The organism is Pseudomonas sp. KT_2_4 (assembly GCF_041410225.1).
GTDB lineage: Bacteria > Pseudomonadota > Gammaproteobacteria > Pseudomonadales > Pseudomonadaceae > Aquipseudomonas > Aquipseudomonas paracarnis.
On sequence record NZ_CP166962.1, the window covers coordinates 2,876,549 to 2,893,938 of the forward strand.

At 58.3% G+C, this 17,390-nt stretch carries 15 protein-coding genes and 2 tRNA genes; 1 reads left to right on the plus strand and 16 read right to left on the minus strand.

Annotation, left to right across the window (positions count from 1 at the left end; translation table 11 throughout):
• Positions 1 to 42: 42 nt before the first annotated feature.
• The 9 genes from rimP to rlmE all read right to left on the minus strand — a co-directional run bounded on the left by rimP (position 43) and on the right by rlmE (position 7,108).
• Positions 43 to 501: a ribosome maturation factor RimP gene (rimP, locus tag AB9N64_RS13285; protein WP_032873230.1), complete on the minus strand. Its 459-nt coding sequence runs from the start codon at positions 499 to 501 to the stop codon at positions 43 to 45.
• Positions 502 to 641: 140 nt separating this feature from the next.
• A tRNA-Met gene (locus AB9N64_RS13290) sits at positions 642 to 718 on the minus strand.
• 96 nt (positions 719 to 814) lie between these two features.
• A tRNA-Leu gene (locus AB9N64_RS13295) sits at positions 815 to 900 on the minus strand.
• A gap of 22 nt (positions 901 to 922) precedes the next feature.
• The gene (secG, locus tag AB9N64_RS13300) at positions 923 to 1,306 is read right to left on the minus strand and encodes a preprotein translocase subunit SecG (RefSeq protein WP_003194191.1); all 384 of its coding nucleotides are present in this window, start codon (positions 1,304 to 1,306) and stop codon (positions 923 to 925) included.
• Between the two features lie 4 nt (positions 1,307 to 1,310).
• Positions 1,311 to 2,066: a triose-phosphate isomerase gene (gene tpiA / locus AB9N64_RS13305; RefSeq protein WP_003194193.1), complete on the minus strand. Its 756-nt coding sequence runs from the start codon at positions 2,064 to 2,066 to the stop codon at positions 1,311 to 1,313.
• Between the two features lie 66 nt (positions 2,067 to 2,132).
• Positions 2,133 to 3,470: a phosphoglucosamine mutase gene (gene glmM / locus AB9N64_RS13310; RefSeq protein ID WP_003194195.1), complete on the minus strand. Its 1,338-nt coding sequence runs from the start codon at positions 3,468 to 3,470 to the stop codon at positions 2,133 to 2,135.
• A 16-nt stretch (positions 3,471 to 3,486) separates the two neighbouring features.
• Complete coding sequence (gene folP, locus AB9N64_RS13315; RefSeq protein WP_014719952.1) at positions 3,487 to 4,338, minus strand: dihydropteroate synthase; 852 nt, start codon at positions 4,336 to 4,338, stop codon at positions 3,487 to 3,489.
• Between the two features lie 8 nt (positions 4,339 to 4,346).
• Positions 4,347 to 6,257 (minus strand): ATP-dependent zinc metalloprotease FtsH, encoded by a 1,911-nt coding sequence (gene ftsH, locus AB9N64_RS13320; RefSeq protein ID WP_019817951.1) that lies wholly within the window; start codon positions 6,255 to 6,257, stop codon positions 4,347 to 4,349.
• A gap of 200 nt (positions 6,258 to 6,457) precedes the next feature.
• Positions 6,458 to 7,108 (minus strand): 23S rRNA (uridine(2552)-2'-O)-methyltransferase RlmE, encoded by a 651-nt coding sequence (gene rlmE / locus AB9N64_RS13325; protein ID WP_014719954.1) that lies wholly within the window; start codon positions 7,106 to 7,108, stop codon positions 6,458 to 6,460.
• Between the two features lie 107 nt (positions 7,109 to 7,215).
• Here rlmE and AB9N64_RS13330 point away from each other — a divergent pair, with 107 nt between their 5' ends.
• Positions 7,216 to 7,524, plus strand: a complete 309-nt coding sequence (locus AB9N64_RS13330) for a YhbY family RNA-binding protein (RefSeq protein WP_003176146.1) — start codon at positions 7,216 to 7,218, stop codon at positions 7,522 to 7,524.
• Between the two features lie 9 nt (positions 7,525 to 7,533).
• Here AB9N64_RS13330 and AB9N64_RS13335 read toward each other — a convergent pair whose 3' ends face one another.
• The 7 genes from AB9N64_RS13335 to dnaK form a co-directional block, all read right to left on the minus strand.
• Complete coding sequence (locus AB9N64_RS13335) at positions 7,534 to 7,938, minus strand: hypothetical protein (protein ID WP_014719955.1); 405 nt, start codon at positions 7,936 to 7,938, stop codon at positions 7,534 to 7,536.
• Between the two features lie 28 nt (positions 7,939 to 7,966).
• Positions 7,967 to 8,443, minus strand: coding sequence for a transcription elongation factor GreA (gene greA, locus AB9N64_RS13340; RefSeq protein ID WP_032873232.1), 477 nt, complete (start codon positions 8,441 to 8,443; stop codon positions 7,967 to 7,969).
• Between the two features lie 2 nt (positions 8,444 to 8,445).
• On the minus strand, positions 8,446 to 11,667 hold the full coding sequence (gene carB, locus AB9N64_RS13345; RefSeq protein ID WP_003194205.1) for a carbamoyl-phosphate synthase large subunit: 3,222 nt from the start codon (positions 11,665 to 11,667) through the stop codon (positions 8,446 to 8,448).
• 105 nt (positions 11,668 to 11,772) lie between these two features.
• Entirely contained in the window at positions 11,773 to 12,909 is a 1,137-nt protein-coding gene (gene carA, locus AB9N64_RS13350; protein ID WP_003194208.1) for a glutamine-hydrolyzing carbamoyl-phosphate synthase small subunit, read from the minus strand.
• Positions 12,910 to 13,168: 259 nt separating this feature from the next.
• Positions 13,169 to 13,975 (minus strand): 4-hydroxy-tetrahydrodipicolinate reductase, encoded by an 807-nt coding sequence (dapB, locus tag AB9N64_RS13355; protein WP_014719957.1) that lies wholly within the window; start codon positions 13,973 to 13,975, stop codon positions 13,169 to 13,171.
• Positions 13,976 to 13,985: 10 nt separating this feature from the next.
• Positions 13,986 to 15,110, minus strand: a complete 1,125-nt coding sequence (gene dnaJ, locus AB9N64_RS13360; RefSeq protein WP_014719958.1) for a molecular chaperone DnaJ — start codon at positions 15,108 to 15,110, stop codon at positions 13,986 to 13,988.
• A gap of 316 nt (positions 15,111 to 15,426) precedes the next feature.
• A complete protein-coding gene (dnaK, locus tag AB9N64_RS13365) occupies positions 15,427 to 17,343 on the minus strand; it encodes a molecular chaperone DnaK (RefSeq protein ID WP_014719959.1) in 1,917 nt (638 codons plus the stop codon).
• Positions 17,344 to 17,390 lie beyond the last annotated feature (47 nt).

Below are 17,390 nucleotides of genomic sequence, written 5' to 3' on the forward strand. Positions count from 1 at the left end.
GCCTCGCCTTTCGCAAGCCATTGGATCCGCGGGATCCGCGTCTCAGTCAAAACTGGGAATAATGTTGGCCTTGTCGATCATATCGATCGGCAACAGGAACTCGTGGTCTTCTACCTGCACCACGACATCCTGCTCTTCTACACCGCGCAGAAGGCCCTGAAAGTTGCGTCGCCCTTCAAAGGGGGAGCGCAGCTTGATCTTCACTTGTTCACCGGCATATTTAGCAAACTGCTCGATAGTGAACAGTGGGCGTTCCATGCCTGGCGAGGAAACTTCAAGGGTGTATTCAACGGAGATTGGATCTTCAACATCCAGCACACCGCTGATCTGACGGCTGACAATGGCACAATCGTCCACCAGCACACCGCCCTCTTTATCGATATAAACGCGCAACATTGAGTGGCGACCTTGAGCCGAAAACTCAATACCCCAGCATTCATAGCCTAGGGCCACGACCACCGGGGCCAACAAGGCCTGCAACTCTTCTAGCTTGCTCGACACCTGAACCCCCTCGTGCATGTATGTGCATGCTGTGCAAAATAAAAAAATGGGCGAAACGCCCATCCTTGAAACGCCGTCGAACAGCGGCGTTGAAAGTGTCCAGCTAACAAAAAGCCCCTTAAAAGGGGCTCCGCTAAAACTGGTTGCGGGGGCCGGATTTGAACCGACGACCTTCGGGTTATGAGCCCGACGAGCTACCAGACTGCTCCACCCCGCGACAAAGCTGGGGCGGAAGTATACGACCGATCCCTTACAGGGTCAATGTAACCTTCCACCTACAAGAAAGCCCGCAACAGCGGGCTCTCCTGATAATTGGTACCGAGAAGGGGACTCGAACCCCTACACCCTATGGGCACAACCACCTCAAGGTTGCGTGTCTACCAATTCCACCACCTCGGCAATACAGCGCTTACAACCCTTCTTACTTCTGCTCTTGAGCTGGAGGTACGTCAGTCGCTGGAGTAGCCGACTTTTGCTCTTGAAGCACCGGGACATCATCAGAAGCCGGTTTTGCTTTTGGAACTTCCAACACTGCTGGGTTTGGCAAACCTACTTGAGTCAGCACATGAGCTTTCTCTTTAGCAAAGTAACCTAACCCTAAGCTGGTTATGAAGAAACCTGCGGCAAGTATAGCAGTAAACTTACTAAGAAAGGTAGAGGAACCTTGGCTTCCGAACACAGTATTTGAAGCACCTGCACCGAAAGACGCACCAGCATCCGCACCTTTACCCTGTTGCAACAAAACCAGAGCAACTACGCTCAGGGCAGCCAACAGATGAAAAACGACTACGACTGTTTCCAGCATTTTTTCAGTTTCCCGCGGCGCGACAGATCGCACCGAACTCATCTGCATTCAGGGAAGCTCCACCAATGAGCCCCCCATCGATATCCGGCATGCCGAACAGTTCGACCGCATTGGCCGCCTTCACGCTGCCGCCGTATAGAAGCCGCACACCTTGTGCGACTTCAGAATTCTCTGCCGCCAACTGCGCGCGGATGGCTGCGTGCACATCCTGCGCCTGTTGCGGTGTAGCAGTCAGCCCGGTGCCAATGGCCCAGACCGGCTCGTAAGCAATAACTGCCTTTGCAAATGCACCAACACCCAGCTCCTCGATGATGCTGCCCAGTTGACGCGAGACAACTTCAAGAGTCTTGCCCGATTCGCGCTGCTCAAGGGTCTCCCCTATGCACAACACCGGAATCAAGCCACAAGCCTGTGCTGCGGCGAACTTGCGGTTGAGCGTCCCATCCCGCTCGCCCATCATCTGGCGACGCTCGGAGTGCCCGACAAGCACATAGGAACAACCCGCATCAACCAGCTGACTCGGCGAAATCTCGCCGGTCAACGCACCTTGCATCGGCTCTACCGCAGAGTTCTGCGCGCCGACCTGAATCGACTTGCCCTTCAAGCCATCAACCACTTGGTTGATATGCAAGCAAGGCGGGAACACCGCGACGTCAACACCGCTAGGCAAGGCCAAGTGACGAAGGCCGTTGATCAGCTCAGCGACACTGGCGCGGGTACCGTGCATCTTCCAGTTACCAGCTACCATAGTGCGACGCATGCTGTACCCCGTCGGTCAAAGTGGGCGCAGATGTTACCCAACCACATCATCACTGGCAAGCCGAATTCAGGCGCAAACTTCAGTTACCAGTTTTGCCAGGTCTTCGGCATGGCCGCGAACCTGTGTTTCGTCCTCGCCTTCGACCATCACACGCACCAGCGGCTCTGTGCCGGACTTGCGCAGCAACACACGCCCGCGCCCCGCCATTGCCTGGGTCACGCGCTCGCAAGCCTCTTTGACAGCAGGGTGCTCGATGGGGTTTTCGCCACCGGCAAAACGCACATTGAGCAGCACTTGCGGGCACTTGCGCAGGGCTTGACGCGCCTGGGCCAGGCTCTCCTCGCGGCGACGCAGGGCCAACAGCACCTGTAGCGCGGCGATGATCGCGTCACCCGTGGTGGTGTGCTGGAAGCAGACCACGTGCCCGGAGTTCTCGCCGCCGACCAACCAGTTACGCTCCAGCAGTTCGGCGATCACGTAGCGGTCACCGACATTGGCGCGAATAAAGGGAATCCCCAGTTCTGCCAACGCCAATTCCAGCCCGAGATTACTCATCAGAGTGCCGACCACGCCACCTTGCAGCTTGTTACGCTCATGCAGGTCACGGGCAATGATGAACAACAGGTCATCACCATCCACGATCGTGCCAGTGTGATCCACCATCAGCACGCGGTCGCCATCGCCATCAAAAGCGATGCCCAGGTCCGCATGCTCAGCCAGCACAGCAGCCTGCAGCTGCTCCATGTGGGTGGAACCGCAGTTGTCGTTGATGTTCAAGCCGTTGGGCTGAGCCGACAGCACGGTAACCTGTGCACCCAGTTCCTTGAAGACGCTCGGCGCCACCTTGTAGGTCGCCCCATGGGCGCAATCGACAACAATCTTCAAGCCTGCAAAATTGGTGCTGCTCGGGACGCTGCTTTTACAGAATTCGATATAGCGGCCTGACGCGTCGTTAATGCGCGACACCTTGCCCAGCTTGCTGGACTCGACCACCGTCATCGGCGCATCCAGCAGCTCTTCGATCATCAACTCGATCTCGTCAGGCAACTTGGTGCCCTGCCCCGAGAAAAACTTGATGCCGTTGTCATCATGAGGATTGTGGGAGGCGCTGATCACAATACCGGCTTCAGCGTGGAAGGTACGCGTCAGGTAAGCGATTGCCGGCGTGGGCATAGGCCCCAACAACATCACATCGGCCCCGGCGGCGGACAATCCGGCCTCCAGCGCAGACTCAAACATGTAGCCCGAAATACGGGTGTCCTTGCCCACCAGGATGCGACACGCGCCCATGCTGCGGAACGCCATGCCTGCCGCCCAACCCAGTTTGAGCATGAAATCAGGGGTGATCGGGAATTCGCCGACCCGACCACGAATGCCGTCGGTGCCAAAATATTTTTTAGTCATAAGTACTCCATCATTCTTATTCGGCTGATTCTACAGCAGCGAGCATGCGCACCACATCGACCGTTTCGGCGACATCATGCACACGCAAAATACGTGCGCCCTTGGTCACGGCAAGCGCCGCAAGCGCCAGGCCGCCATACAGGCGTTCGCCGACGGGGCGATTCAAGGCGAGCCCTATCATGCTCTTGCGCGAAACGCCGACCAACAGCGGGCGACCAAGGGCGTGCAGCGCTTCCATGTGTTTGAACAGGCTTAGATTGTGCTGCAGGGTCTTGGCAAAGCCAAACCCCGGATCGAGGATGATCTGTTCGGGCGCAATACCCACAGCCACACACTGGGCAACCCTCTCAGCAAGAAACCCACCCACCTCGCCGACCAGATCGTCGTAATGCGGATTGTCCTGCATGTTGCCGGGCTCACCCAACATATGCATCAGGCAGACAGGCAAGCCGGTTGCAGCGGCCGCATCAAGGGCGCCGTCGCGCTGCAAGGAACGCACATCGTTGATCAACCCAGCCCCCAGACGCGCGGTTTCGCGCATCACTGCCGGGGTGGAGGTGTCTACCGAGATGATGACATCCAGCTCGCGGGCAATACGCTCAACTACCGGCGCCACCCGCTCCAGCTCCTCCAATGGAGAAACAACGCGGGCGCCGGGGCGGGTCGATTCCCCACCCACATCAATCAGCGTCGCACCGGCAGCCACCATCGCCTCGGCATGGCGCAACGCGGCGTCCAACTGACTGAAGCGGCCACCATCGGAAAAGGAGTCAGGGGTTACATTGAGGATGCCCATGACATGCGTCCGGGCCAAATCAAGAACCCGGTTGCCGCAAGGCAACCGGGTAGAGGACAAAGCAGAAGTCATTTCAAACCTTAGTGATCAGCTGCCGGGCCGCCGATAGGCGTTTCAGGGCGCTCATTCTGCACCACAGGCGGAGTGCCCGAAGTACCCGAACCACCTTCCCAGTCGCGCGGCTCACGCGGCGTGCGGCCCGACATGATGTCGTCGATCTGGTCGGCATCGATGGTTTCGTACTTCATCAACGCATCAGCCATGGCGTCCAGCTTGTCACGGTTGTCAGTGAGGATCTGCTTGGCCGTGCCGTAGCACTGGTCAATGATGCTGCGAACCTCGGAGTCGATCAGCTTGGCTGTCTCACCCGAGAAGCTGGCGCTTTGCCCACCGCCGCCACGGCCCAGGAACACTTCGCCTTCTTCTTCGGCGTACATCAATGGGCCGAGTTTTTCCGACAAGCCCCACTTGGTCACCATGTTTCGCGCAATCTGGCTGGCACGCATGATGTCGTTGGAGGCGCCAGTGGTCACACCGTCGAAGCCAAGGGTCATTTCCTCAGCAATACGGCCACCATACAGCGAGCAGATCTGGCTGATCAGCGCACGCTTGGAGAGGCTGTAGCGATCTTCTTCCGGCAGGAACATGGTCACACCCAGTGCCCGACCACGAGGAATGATCGACACTTTGTAGACGGGGTCATGCTCAGGCACAACGCGACCTACAATGGCGTGACCTGCCTCGTGATAAGCGGTGTTCTGCTTCTCTTTCTCGGACATGACCATGGATTTGCGCTCGGCGCCCATCATGATCTTGTCTTTCGCCAATTCGAACTCTTTCATCTCAACGATGCGCTTGCCAGTACGGGCAGCGAACAGCGAAGCCTCGTTCACCAGGTTCGCCAGATCAGCACCGGAGAAACCGGGAGTACCACGGGCGATCACAGCCGGAGCCACGTCGTCACCCATTGGCACCTTGCGCATGTGTACTTTCAGGATCTGCTCACGACCACGAATGTCCGGCAGGCCGACCACAACCTGGCGGTCGAAACGGCCCGGACGCAGCAACGCAGGGTCGAGAACGTCGGGACGGTTGGTTGCGGCGATGACGATAATGCCGTCATTCATCTCGAAACCATCCATCTCTACCAGCAACTGGTTGAGGGTCTGCTCACGCTCATCGTGACCACCCCCCATGCCCGCGCCACGATGGCGACCGACGGCATCGATTTCGTCGATGAAGATGATGCATGGCGCGTGCTTCTTGGCCTGCTCGAACATATCGCGAACACGGCTGGCGCCGACGCCGACAAACATCTCGACGAAGTCAGAACCGGAAATCGTGAAGAAAGGCACCTTGGCTTCGCCGGCAATCGCCTTGGCCAGCAAGGTTTTACCGGTACCCGGAGGCCCCACCATCAGCACACCGCGAGGAATACGGCCACCCAGGCGCTGGAACTTGCCCGGATCACGCAGGAACTCGACCAACTCACCGACTTCTTCCTTGGCTTCGTCGCAACCTGCGACGTCAGCCAGGGTGGTCTTCACCTGGTCTTCGGAGAGCAGGCGCGCCTTGCTTTTGCCGAAGCTCATCGGCCCGCCCTTGCCTCCCGCACCGCCTTGCATCTGGCGCATGAAGAACATGAACACGGCGATAATCACCAGGATCGGGAAGCTGGCCACCAGGAGCTGGGTCCAGATGCTTTGCTGTTCAGGCTGCTTGCCTTCCACAACGACCTTGTTATCCACCAGGTCACCGATGAGACCGTTGTCCTGAATGGCAGGACGAATGGTCTTGAAGCTGTCGCCATCGTTGCGCTTACCGGTAATCACGTAGCCATCAACCGCTACGCGCTCGACCTTGCCATCCTTAACTTGCTGGATGAAGTCGGAATAGTTGAGGGTCTGCGGCTCGTTAGGGCTGGAGAAGTTGTTCATCACCGTCACCAGGACAGCCGCGATGATCAACCACAGGATCAGATTCTTTGCCATATCGTTCAATTAACTACCCTCTGAAGCAAGCTCCGCTACTGGCGCGCGCTTCGCATGATATTCACCGGCCTAACTTACTACATTACCTACAACTCTGGCAGGCGCCGTCTGTAACCCTTTGTGAAACTTTGACTACGCAATATTCGTAAAGCTTCGTGACGAAAGCGATATAAAAAAACCTATCGCCCTCCTCGAATTTCTCAAAAACGCTCTTCGCTCGCAGCGCCTTCGACACCGCGGAAGCCACGGCACAGCAGATACTGCTCCCTGGACCGGTCACGGGATGAGTCCGGCTTGCGTGTCTGTACCTTGTCGAACAACTTGCGAATGTTCTTGTGGTACTCGTCGAAACCTTCGCCCTGGAAGACCTTCACCAGGAAATCGCCACCCGGACGCAACACCCGACCTGCCAGATCCAGCGCCAGTTCACACAGGAACATGGCACGCGGCATATCAACAGCCGGTAATCCACTCATATTGGGGGCCATGTCGGAAATCACAAGGTCTACCTGCGAATTTCCCACAGCCTCCAGGATCTCGGCCAATACCTTGTCCTCGGTGAAATCGCCGTGAACAAAGGTCACGTCCGGGATGCTGTCCATCTCGAGGATGTCCGAAGCGATCAATCGACCTTGCCCACCAATCAGACGACTGGTCACCTGGGACCAGCCACCGGGGGCCGCGCCGAGATCGATAACGCTCATGCCTGGACGAATCAATTTGTCCTTGTCCTGGATCTCCAGCAACTTGTAGCTGGCCCGGGAACGGTAGCCGTCCTTTTGCGCCTTTTTGACGTAAGGATCATTGAAATGTTCTTGTAGCCACTTAAGGCTGGTTTTGGAACGGGCCACGGGCCACCTCGAAAAAATAAAACGGGTCGTGATTAACTGGGCGGTCCCGGACTCGCTCGGGTAAACTGGCCGCCGCTTTTTACAAGATCAGACGCAGGGGTCAGATTATGCCGCTCACTCAAGAGCAGAAGAAACAGTACAAATCCATTGGCCACCATCTGAAACCAGTTCTGATTGTGGCAGACAACGGTTTGACTGAGGGTGTGCTAGCCGAATTCGAGCGCGCACTGAACGATCACGAACTGATCAAGATCAAGGTCAACATCCTTGATCGCGAAGCGCGCCTGGCCGCCGTTGCAGAACTGTGCAAGGTCGGCAAAGCGGACCTGGTTCAGGTCATCGGCAAGATGGCGCTGCTGTATCGCAAGAACTTCAGCGTCAACAAGCAACTGTCGAACGTTCATCGCTTCAAATGATGAAAAGGGTCAAGGGCGTGCTTCGCGCGCCCCGCCACTCCATCCCGGCGCAGGTTGCATAACCAGCACCAGGCCAGAGAACCCTAGCACAAGATAGCTGAATAACTGCCAGCGCAACGCTTGCGGCAGCCACACATGCACCACGCAAAACATTGCGCATGCATACAGCGCCATCAACAGCAGTTGCCCGCGGATATCCCGCCACAAACTCTTCAGGCCTTCGGCCTTGATCAGCACCAACACCTGAAGCATCACGCACGTCGCCGCAAAACCCACCAGCAGCGCACTCAGCAATCCGTCGATCTCATCGATCAGCAGCGGCGCCAGGCCAATCAGGCCCAACGCCGGCAATACACCAATATGTAACAGCCATAGGCCGCCCACCCAAAGCATCTGAGAGAGCTGCCAAAGCATGGCGCCCGCACGCAGCGGGCGCCGTCTTTCAGATGTGACGAACTTCGACAATCTCGTACTCAATGACGCCGCTCGGCGTTTTCACGGCAACCACGTCGCCTTCTTCCTTGGCAATCAAGGCGCGAGCAATCGGCGAGCCGACAGAGATCTTGCCTTGCTTGAAGTCAGCCTCATCCTCACCCACGATCTGGTAAGTCACGCTTTCGTCGGTCTCGACGTTGGCGATTTCCACGGTCGTGCCGAAAATTACCTTGCCGGTATGCGGGATGGTGGTGACATCGATGATCACCGCATTCTGCATACGGCCTTCGATGTCACGAATCCGCGCCTCGACCATACCCTGCTGCTCGCGAGCAGCGTGGTATTCGGCGTTTTCCTTCAAGTCACCCAGCTCGCGGGCCGTACCGATGTCCTGGCTCAGCTTTGGACGTACGACCTTGGTCAGATGGGCGTGCTCCTCTTCCAGGGCGCGCGCGCCCTGAACGGTCATCGGGTATTTGGTTATGCTCATGCCTTCAATCCTGCGTGTAGATCCTGCAAGCGACGCACGGTCTTTTCCGGACCGAACTTCAGCGCTTCACAGATAGCTTCGCCAGCAGCAATGGTAGTGGTGCAGTAAATCTTGTGCTGCAAGGCATTACGACGAATGGAATAGGAGTCCGCGATCGACTGGCGACCTTCGGTGGTGTTGATGATCAGAGTGACTTCGTCATTCTTGATCATGTCGACCACATGCGGACGGCCTTCCGTCACCTTGTTCACGCGACGTACTTTCAGGCCGGCAGCTTCGATCAGCTTGGCGGTCCCGGCGGTAGCCACGACTTCAAAGCCCAAGTTGATCAGATCGCGGGCGACCCCTGCAACCAGTGGCTTGTCGTCATCACGTACGCTGATAAACGCAGTACCGCCGGTCGGCAGCACTTCGCTGGCACCCATCTGGGCCTTGGCGAATGCTTCACCGAAGGTATCGCCCACACCCATCACTTCACCGGTGGACTTCATCTCTGGGCCCAGGATCGGGTCCACACCAGGGAATTTGGCGAACGGGAACACCGCCTCTTTCACACTGTAGAAGTTCGGAATGATTTCCTTGGTAAAGCCGATTTCCTTCAGGGTCTTACCAGCCATCACACGCGCAGCGATCATGGCCAGGGACACACCGATGCACTTGGACACGAACGGTACGGTACGCGAGGCACGCGGGTTGACTTCGATGACGTAGATGTCTTCGCCTTGCAGCGCCAACTGTACGTTCATCAGGCCGACCACACCCAGTTCCAGGGCCATCTTCTTGACCTGTTCGCGCATCTCGTCCTGGATGTGCGCCGGCAGCGAGTACGGCGGCAGGGAGCACGCGGAGTCACCGGAGTGAACGCCGGCCTGCTCGATGTGCTGCATGATCGCGCCGATCACGACGTCAGTACCGTCGCAGACCGCGTCCACGTCCATTTCGATGGCGCAGTTGAGGAAGTGGTCCAGCAGCACCGGGCTGTCGTTGGAGACTTTCACCGCATCACGCAGGTAGCGCTTGAGTTCTTCTTCTTCGTAGACGATTTCCATCGCCCGGCCGCCCAGTACGTAGGACGGACGCACCACCAGCGGGTAGCCGATCTTGCTGGCCGCGCGAATGGCTTCGTCTTCGCTGCGCACGGTGGCGTTCGGCGGCTGACGCAGGTTCAGGCGCTCAACCATCTGCTGGAAACGCTCACGGTCTTCGGCACGGTCGATTGCATCCGGGCTGGTACCGATGATCGGCACGCCAGCGGCTTCGAGGGCACGCGCCAGTTTCAGCGGGGTCTGGCCGCCGTACTGGACGATCACGCCTTTAGGCTTCTCGACCCGACAGATTTCCAATACGTCTTCCAGCGTTACCGGCTCGAAGTACAGACGGTCGGACGTGTCGTAGTCAGTGGAAACCGTTTCCGGGTTGCAGTTGACCATGATGGTCTCGTACCCGTCTTCGCGCAGGGCGAGGGCGGCGTGTACGCAGCAGTAGTCGAACTCGATGCCCTGGCCGATACGGTTCGGACCGCCACCCAGGATGATGATCTTGTCGCGGCCCGTCGGCGCGGCTTCGCACTCTTCCTCATAGGTGGAGTACATGTAGGCCGTGTCGGTGGCGAATTCTGCGGCGCAGGTGTCAACGCGCTTGTAGACCGGGAAGATATCCAGCTTGTGGCGATGAGTACGCAGGTTCTTCTCGGTCACACCCAGCAGCTTGGCCAGACGCTGGTCGGAGAAGCCTTTGCGCTTGAGGCGGAACATCAGGTCGCGGTCGATAGACGACAGACCCAGCGTCTTGACCTTCTCTTCTTCCTTGATCAGATCTTCGATCTGCACCAGGAACCACGGGTCGATCATGTTCATGCCGAAGATATCTTCGACGCTCAGGCCGGCACGGAAGGCGTCAGCCACGTACCAGATACGCTCGGCGCCCGGCACGGTCAGCTCGCGCTTGAGGATGCTCATGCTTTCCGGGTTGCTCAGGTCGAGCTTCTCGTCCAGGCCGCAAACACCGACTTCCAGGCCGCGCAGCGCTTTCTGCAGGGACTCCTGGAACGTGCGGCCGATGGCCATGACTTCACCGACCGACTTCATCTGGGTGGTCAGGCGCGCATCCGCCTTGGCGAATTTCTCGAAGGCAAAGCGCGGCAGCTTGGTCACGACGTAGTCGATAGACGGTTCGAAAGACGCCGGCATAGCGCCGCCGGTGATTTCGTTTTGCAGCTCGTCCAAGGTGTAGCCGATAGCCAGCTTGGCAGCGATACGCGCAATCGGGAAACCGGTCGCTTTCGAGGCCAGCGCCGAAGAACGCGATACACGTGGGTTCATCTCGATCACGACCATGCGGCCGGTGTCCGGGCAGATGCCGAACTGGACGTTGGAACCGCCGGTTTCAACGCCGATCTCGCGCAGTACCGCCAAGGAGGCGTTACGCAGGATCTGGTATTCCTTGTCGGTCAGGGTCTGTGCTGGTGCCACGGTGATCGAGTCACCGGTGTGCACGCCCATCGGGTCGAAGTTTTCGATGGAGCAGACGATGATGCAGTTGTCCTTCTTATCGCGGACAACCTCCATCTCATATTCTTTCCAGCCGATCAGCGATTCGTCGATCAGCAGCTCTTTGGTCGGCGACAGGTCCAGGCCACGCGCGCAGATTTCTTCGAACTCTTCACGGTTGTAAGCAATACCACCGCCGGTGCCGCCCATGGTGAAGGACGGACGGATGATGCACGGGAAGCCCAGGGTCTCGAGGACCGCATTGGCCTCTTCCATGCTGTGGGCGATACCGGAGCGTGGGCACGCCAGGCCGATGGACTTCATGGCCTTGTCGAAACGCGAACGGTCTTCAGCCTTGTCGATGGTGTCGGCATTGGCACCGATCATCTCTACGCCGAACTTTTCCAGGACGCCTTCGCGCTCCAGGTCCAAGGCGCAGTTCAGAGCGGTCTGGCCACCCATGGTTGGCAGCAGCGCGTCCGGACGCTCTTTTTCGATGATCTTGGCAACGGTCTGCCACTTGATCGGCTCGATGTAGGTGGCGTCGGCCATGGCCGGGTCGGTCATGATGGTGGCCGGGTTGGAGTTCACCAGGATGACGCGGTAGCCCTCCTCGCGCAGGGCTTTACAGGCCTGCGCGCCGGAGTAGTCGAATTCGCAGGCCTGGCCGATCACGATCGGGCCAGCGCCGAGAATCAGGATGCTTTTTATGTCTGTACGTTTTGGCATGGGTTTGTCACTCAAATCCGCAGGTCAGTCGGCAAGCCGTCTTGAACAATCTTTGAAGAGCCTGCGGGGGCCACCGCAATCCGGGGCCGCCCGCAGGCCACTCAGTCAGCGTCGCTTGGCCATCTCATTGATGAAACGGTCGAACAGCGGCGCTACGTCGTTCGGGCCCGGGCTGGCTTCAGGGTGGCCCTGGAAGCTGAACGCGCTCTTGTCGGTGCGCTCGATGCCTTGCAGGGAGCCGTCGAACAGCGACTTGTGAATGGCGCGCACATTGCTCGGCAGGGAGGCTTCATCCACCGCAAAACCGTGGTTCTGGCTGGTGATCATCACAACGCCGGTGTCCAGGTCTTGTACCGGGTGGTTGGCACCGTGGTGGCCGTGGCCCATTTTCAGGGTCTTGGCGCCGGAGGCCAAAGCCAGCAACTGGTGGCCAAGGCAGATGCCGAACACCGGAATCTCGGTCTCCAGTACGTCCTTGATGGCCTGGATAGCGTAGTCGCATGGCTCAGGGTCACCCGGGCCGTTGGACAGGAACACACCGTCCGGCTGCATCGCGAGCACATCGCTGGCAGGGGTTTGCGCGGGCACCACGGTCACACGGCAACCGCGCTCGACCAACATGCGCAGGATGTTGTACTTGACGCCGTAGTCATAGGCGACCACGTGGTAAGGCAGATCGGCAGCCTCGATAGTCGCGTGGCTGTCGGTCTTCAGATCCCACACAGTGGAACGCCACTCGTACTTCTCTTTAACGCTGACGACTTTCGCCAGGTCCATGCCCTTCAGGCCGGGGAAACCTTGCGCCGCGGCAATCGCCGCCTCTTCGGAGATATTGTCACCGACCATGATGCAGCCGTTCTGCGAGCCTTTTTCACGCAGGATGCGCGTGAGGCGGCGCGTATCGATACCGGCGATCGCCACAACGTTGTTGGCTTTCAGGTAATCGGACAGCGACATCGTGTTACGCCAGTTGCTCGCAACCAGTGGCAGGTCACGAATCACCAGGCCCGCCGACCAGACACGATCAGACTCGACATCTTCCGGCGTAGTGCCGGTGTTGCCGATGTGCGGATAGGTCAGGGTAACGATCTGTTGGGCGTAGGAAGGATCGGTAAGGATTTCCTGATAGCCGGTCATGGCAGTGTTAAACACCACCTCTCCAACGGTCTGACCGTCGGCTCCAATGGCTTCGCCGCGAAAAATGCTGCCATCAGCAAGGGCGAGTATGGCTGGCTTAGTCAAGAAGACCTCCCGTAAATAAAGCCTGAAAGGGCGATCGCAGGTTGTAAAAAAGCGGAGTGACGTATGGACACGTCACCCCGCTTCTTCACTGAATTATTCTGCGCGCTTTTAGTGGACACACTAAAGCTGTAGCTTACAGAAAAAGGCTTTTTTGGTCCACCGCTAATGAGCCTTAAAGGCAGGGGAATGCGACAGGACGTCGCCTAGCGGGTAAAAACGGGGCCACAGGATAATCCTGAGCCCCCGTTTTAGCTACTGGTTAGTGCAAATCCAGCACGTCACGCATGTCGTACAGGCCCGGCTCGCGGCCGTCCAACCAAAGCGCAGCACGCACCGCGCCCTTGGCGAAAGTCATGCGGCTGGAGGCTTTGTGCGTGATCTCCAGGCGCTCGCCTTCGGTGGCGAACAGCACGGTGTGATCGCCAACCACATCACCGCCGCGCACGGTTGCAAAACCGATGGTGTCGCGTGCGCGCTCCCCTGTGTGGCCTTCACGCCCGTATACCGCCACTTTCGACAAATCGCGGCCCAGCGCATCGGCAATAGCTTCACCCATGCGCAACGCAGTGCCCGACGGGGCGTCGATCTTGTGACGGTGATGAGTCTCGATAATCTCGATATCAGCCTCATCACCCAGCACGCGCGCCGCCAGGTCCAGCAATTTCAGCGACAGGTTTACGCCCACGCTGAAATTGGCAGCGAAGACGATCGGAATATCCTTGCCCGCCTCCACCAGCAACTGTTTCTGCTCGGCGCTCAAACCGGTGGTACCGATCACCATAGCCTTGCCCGCCTTACGGCAGAAGGCCAGATTTTTCAGCATCACTTCCGGCAGGGTGAAGTCGATCAGCACGTCGAACTCGTCAGCCACCTGCTCAAGGTTGCCAGACAACGAAACACCGATGCGGCCCAATGAGGCCAACTCACCTGCGTCCGCGCCGATCAACGTACTGCCTGGGCGAACAATCGCCGCCGTCAGCCCGGAGGCCGGCGAGCGTTGCTGCACCGCCTCGACCAGCGTCTTGCCCATGCGCCCGGCAGCGCCCATTACGGCTATACGTCGCATATTCAGATCCTTACAGGTCGCCGAAGAAGCGTTTTACACCGTCGAAGAAGCCCGTAGTCTTCGGCGAGTGGGAGTCATCGCCTTCCAGCGAGCTGCGGAACTCTTCCAGCAGTTCACGCTGACGACGATTCAGGTTCACCGGGGTTTCCACCGCCACACGGCACATCAGGTCGCCAGCACCGCCACCGCGCACGGGCGCAACGCCTTTGCCACGAATGCGGAACTGCTTGCCGGTTTGAGTCCCCTCGGGAATCTTGAGCTTGACCCGACCATCCAGCGTCGGAATCTCCAGCTCGCCACCCAGGGCCGCATCAACAAAGCTGATCGGCACTTCGCAGAACAAGTGCTTGCCGTCACGCTGGAAGATCGAGTGCTCGCGCACATTGATCACCACGTACAGGTCGCCCGTAGGGCCACCCTGGGCACCCGCCTCGCCTTCGCCCGACAGTCGAATACGATCACCGGTATCCACACCCGCCGGCACTTTCACCGACAGCGTCTTGTACTCTTCGACGCGGCCTTCGCCGTGGCAGGAGTCGCACGGATCGGAAATGATCTTGCCCTGGCCATGGCAACGCGGGCAGGTTTGCTGCACCGAGAAGAAGCCCTGCTGCATGCGTACCTGCCCGATACCGCCGCAGGTCGGGCACGTGATCGGCGAGGAGCCTTTCTTCGCACCCGAGCCGTCGCACGGCTTGCAGTTGACCAGCGTCGGCACACGGATATTGACACTGGTGCCGCGCACGGCTTCTTCCAGGTTCAGCTCCAGGGTGTAACGCAGGTCGCTGCCGCGCTGAGGGCCGCCACGCTGACCGCCACGGCCGCCGCCGAAGAAGTCGCTGAATACGTCGCCGAAAATATCGGAGAAGTTCTGGCCACCAAAACCGGCACCGCCGCCGCCCATGCTCGGGTCGACGCCAGCATGGCCATACTGGTCGTAGGCCGCACGCTTATTGGGATCACACAGGCATTCGTAGGCCTCGTTGGCCTCTTTGAACATCTCTTCGGATTCTTTGTTATCCGGATTACGGTCCGGGTGGTGCTTCATCGCCAGGCGACGGTAGGCTTTTTTCAGCTCCGCCTCGCTGGCGCCACGCTCCACACCCAATACTTCGTAATAGTCACGCTTTGCCATAAGTCTTTGCACTCTTAAGGACGTTCGACCTGGCCCTCCTGAACCCTGCCAAACTCGTTGAGCCCCAATACAGGCCCGGACCCAACTCACGTCAATTCAACGATCCTGGTCATTACTGTTTTCAGCCAGGGAGCCGGCCAAAAACGCGGTGACTGTCATTCGGAAAGCAGGAGCATTCCCGTTCACACCGCCAGCATCCGAGCGTTGTCGCATGCTGTAAAAATTCGCATACCCCAGACACGCCAACGCGGGAGCAAGCTCCCGCGCGGCGACATCCTACCAGTCACCGCTTGTGCGCGGTCAACCGGGCGACAACTTACTTGTTGTCTTTAACTTCTTCGAACTCAGCATCGACAACATCGTCGTGCTTGGCTTCAGGCTCTGCTTGTTGCGCAGCGCCGTCAGCCGGCTGGCCTTGCTCGGCGTACATTTTCTGAGCAACTGGCGCGGAGACTTTCGACAGCTCCTCAACCTTGGCTTCGATGGCAGCCTTGTCGTCGCCTTTAATGGCGGCTTCCAGCGCAACCACTGCCGCTTCGATTGCGGTTTTCTCTTCGTCTGTCACTTTGTCGCCAGCATCAGCGATCATTTTGCGCGTCGAGTGAACCAGCGCGTCACCCTGGTTACGGGCGCCTGCCAACTCTTCGAACTTCTTGTCGGCTTCAGCATTGGTTTCAGCATCACGGATCATCTGTTGAATTTCTTCATCAGACAGGCCGGAGTTGGCCTTGATGGTGATCTTCTGCTCTTTGCCGGTGGCCTTGTCTTTCGCGCCGACGTGCAGGATGCCGTTGGCGTCGATGTCGAAGGTCACTTCGATTTGTGGCACGCCACGTGGTGCTGGTGGAATCTCAGCCAGGTCGAACTTGCCCAGGGACTTGTTCTGTGCAGCTTGCTTACGCTCGCCCTGCAGCACGTGGATAGTCACGGCGCCCTGGTTGTCATCGGCAGTCGAGAACACCTGAGATTTCTTGGTAGGAATCGTGGTGTTTTTCTCGATCAGCGCAGTCATCACGCCACCCATGGTTTCGATACCCAGGGTCAGCGGGCTTACGTCCAGCAGCAGCACGTCTTTCACATCACCGGCCAGTACCGCACCCTGGATGGCAGCACCCATGGCAACGGCTTCGTCCGGGTTCACGTCTTTACGGGCTTCTTTGCCGAAGAACTCGGTGACCAGCTTCTGAACCAGTGGCATACGGGTCTGACCGCCCACCAGGATCACGTCGTTGATCGAGCCAACGTCGATACCGGAGTCTTTCAGCGCGATGCGGCAAGGTTCGATGGTGCGCTGAACCAGGTCTTCAACCAATGCTTCGAGCTTGGAACGCGAGATCTTCACGTTCAAGTGCTTAGGACCGGTAGCGTCTGCAGTGATGTACGGCAGGTTCACGTCAGTCGACTGAGCGGAAGACAGCTCGATCTTGGCTTTTTCAGCGGCTTCTTTCAGGCGCTGCATGGCCAGCGGGTCACCCTTGAGGTTCATGCCGCTTTCTTTCTTGAATTCGTCAACGAGGTAGTCGATCAGACGAATGTCAAAGTCTTCACCACCCAGGAAGGTGTCACCGTTGGTGGCCAACACTTCGAACTGGTGCTCGCCGTCAACTTCTGCGATCTCGATCACGGAGACGTCGAACGTACCGCCACCCAGGTCGTAAACGATCACGGTGTGGTCGCCCTTGGCCTTGTCCATACCGTAAGCCAGCGCGGCTGCGGTTGGTTCGTTGATGATACGTTTTACATCCAGGCCCGCGATGCGGCCGGCGTCTTTGGTAGCCTGGCGCTGGCTGTCGTTGAAGTAGGCCGGAACGGTGATCACCGCTTCAGTCACTGCTTCACCGAGGTAGTCTTCGGCGGTCTTCTTCATCTTTTTCAAGATTTCAGCCGAGATTTGCGGCGGCGACATTTTCTGGCCGTTCACTTCAACCCAGGCGTCACCGTTGTCGGCCTTGGCGATTTTGTAAGGCACCATCTTGATGTCTTTCTGTACGACTTCTTCGTCGAACTTACGACCAATCAGACGCTTTACCGCGTACAGGGTGTTGTGCGGGTTGGTCACCGCCTGACGCTTGGCCGATTGACCGACGAGGATTTCACCGTCGTTGGCGTAAGCGATGATCGACGGAGTGGTACGTGCGCCTTCGGCGTTTTCAATAACTTTTGCAACGCCGTTTTCCAGCACGGAGACGCAGGAGTTGGTGGTCCCCAGGTCGATACCGATAATTTTGCCCATGATTTACTCTCCCGAAACTTGAATTTGGTTGCCGCAGCAGTTTTGGC

Excerpts from the sequence above, each read along its gene's own strand:
- dnaJ (WP_014719958.1), bottom strand. The coding sequence starts at position 15,110 with ATGGCAAAGCGTGACTATTACGAAGTATTGGGTGTGGAGCGTGGCGCC.
- dnaK (WP_014719959.1), bottom strand. The coding sequence starts at position 17,343 with ATGGGCAAAATTATCGGTATCGACCTGGGGACCACCAACTCCTGCGTC.
- AB9N64_RS13335 (WP_014719955.1), bottom strand. The coding sequence starts at position 7,938 with ATGCTTTGGCAGCTCTCTCAGATGCTTTGGGTGGGCGGCCTATGGCTG.
- glmM (WP_003194195.1), bottom strand. The coding sequence starts at position 3,470 with ATGACTAAAAAATATTTTGGCACCGACGGCATTCGTGGTCGGGTCGGC.
- ftsH (WP_019817951.1), bottom strand. The coding sequence starts at position 6,257 with ATGGCAAAGAATCTGATCCTGTGGTTGATCATCGCGGCTGTCCTGGTG.
- carB (WP_003194205.1), bottom strand. The coding sequence starts at position 11,667 with ATGCCAAAACGTACAGACATAAAAAGCATCCTGATTCTCGGCGCTGGC.
- secG (WP_003194191.1), bottom strand. The coding sequence starts at position 1,306 with ATGCTGGAAACAGTCGTAGTCGTTTTTCATCTGTTGGCTGCCCTGAGC.
- AB9N64_RS13330 (WP_003176146.1), top strand. The coding sequence starts at position 7,216 with ATGCCGCTCACTCAAGAGCAGAAGAAACAGTACAAATCCATTGGCCAC.
- tpiA (WP_003194193.1), bottom strand. The coding sequence starts at position 2,066 with ATGCGTCGCACTATGGTAGCTGGTAACTGGAAGATGCACGGTACCCGC.
- folP (WP_014719952.1), bottom strand. The coding sequence starts at position 4,338 with ATGACTTCTGCTTTGTCCTCTACCCGGTTGCCTTGCGGCAACCGGGTT.
- dapB (WP_014719957.1), bottom strand. The coding sequence starts at position 13,975 with ATGCGACGTATAGCCGTAATGGGCGCTGCCGGGCGCATGGGCAAGACG.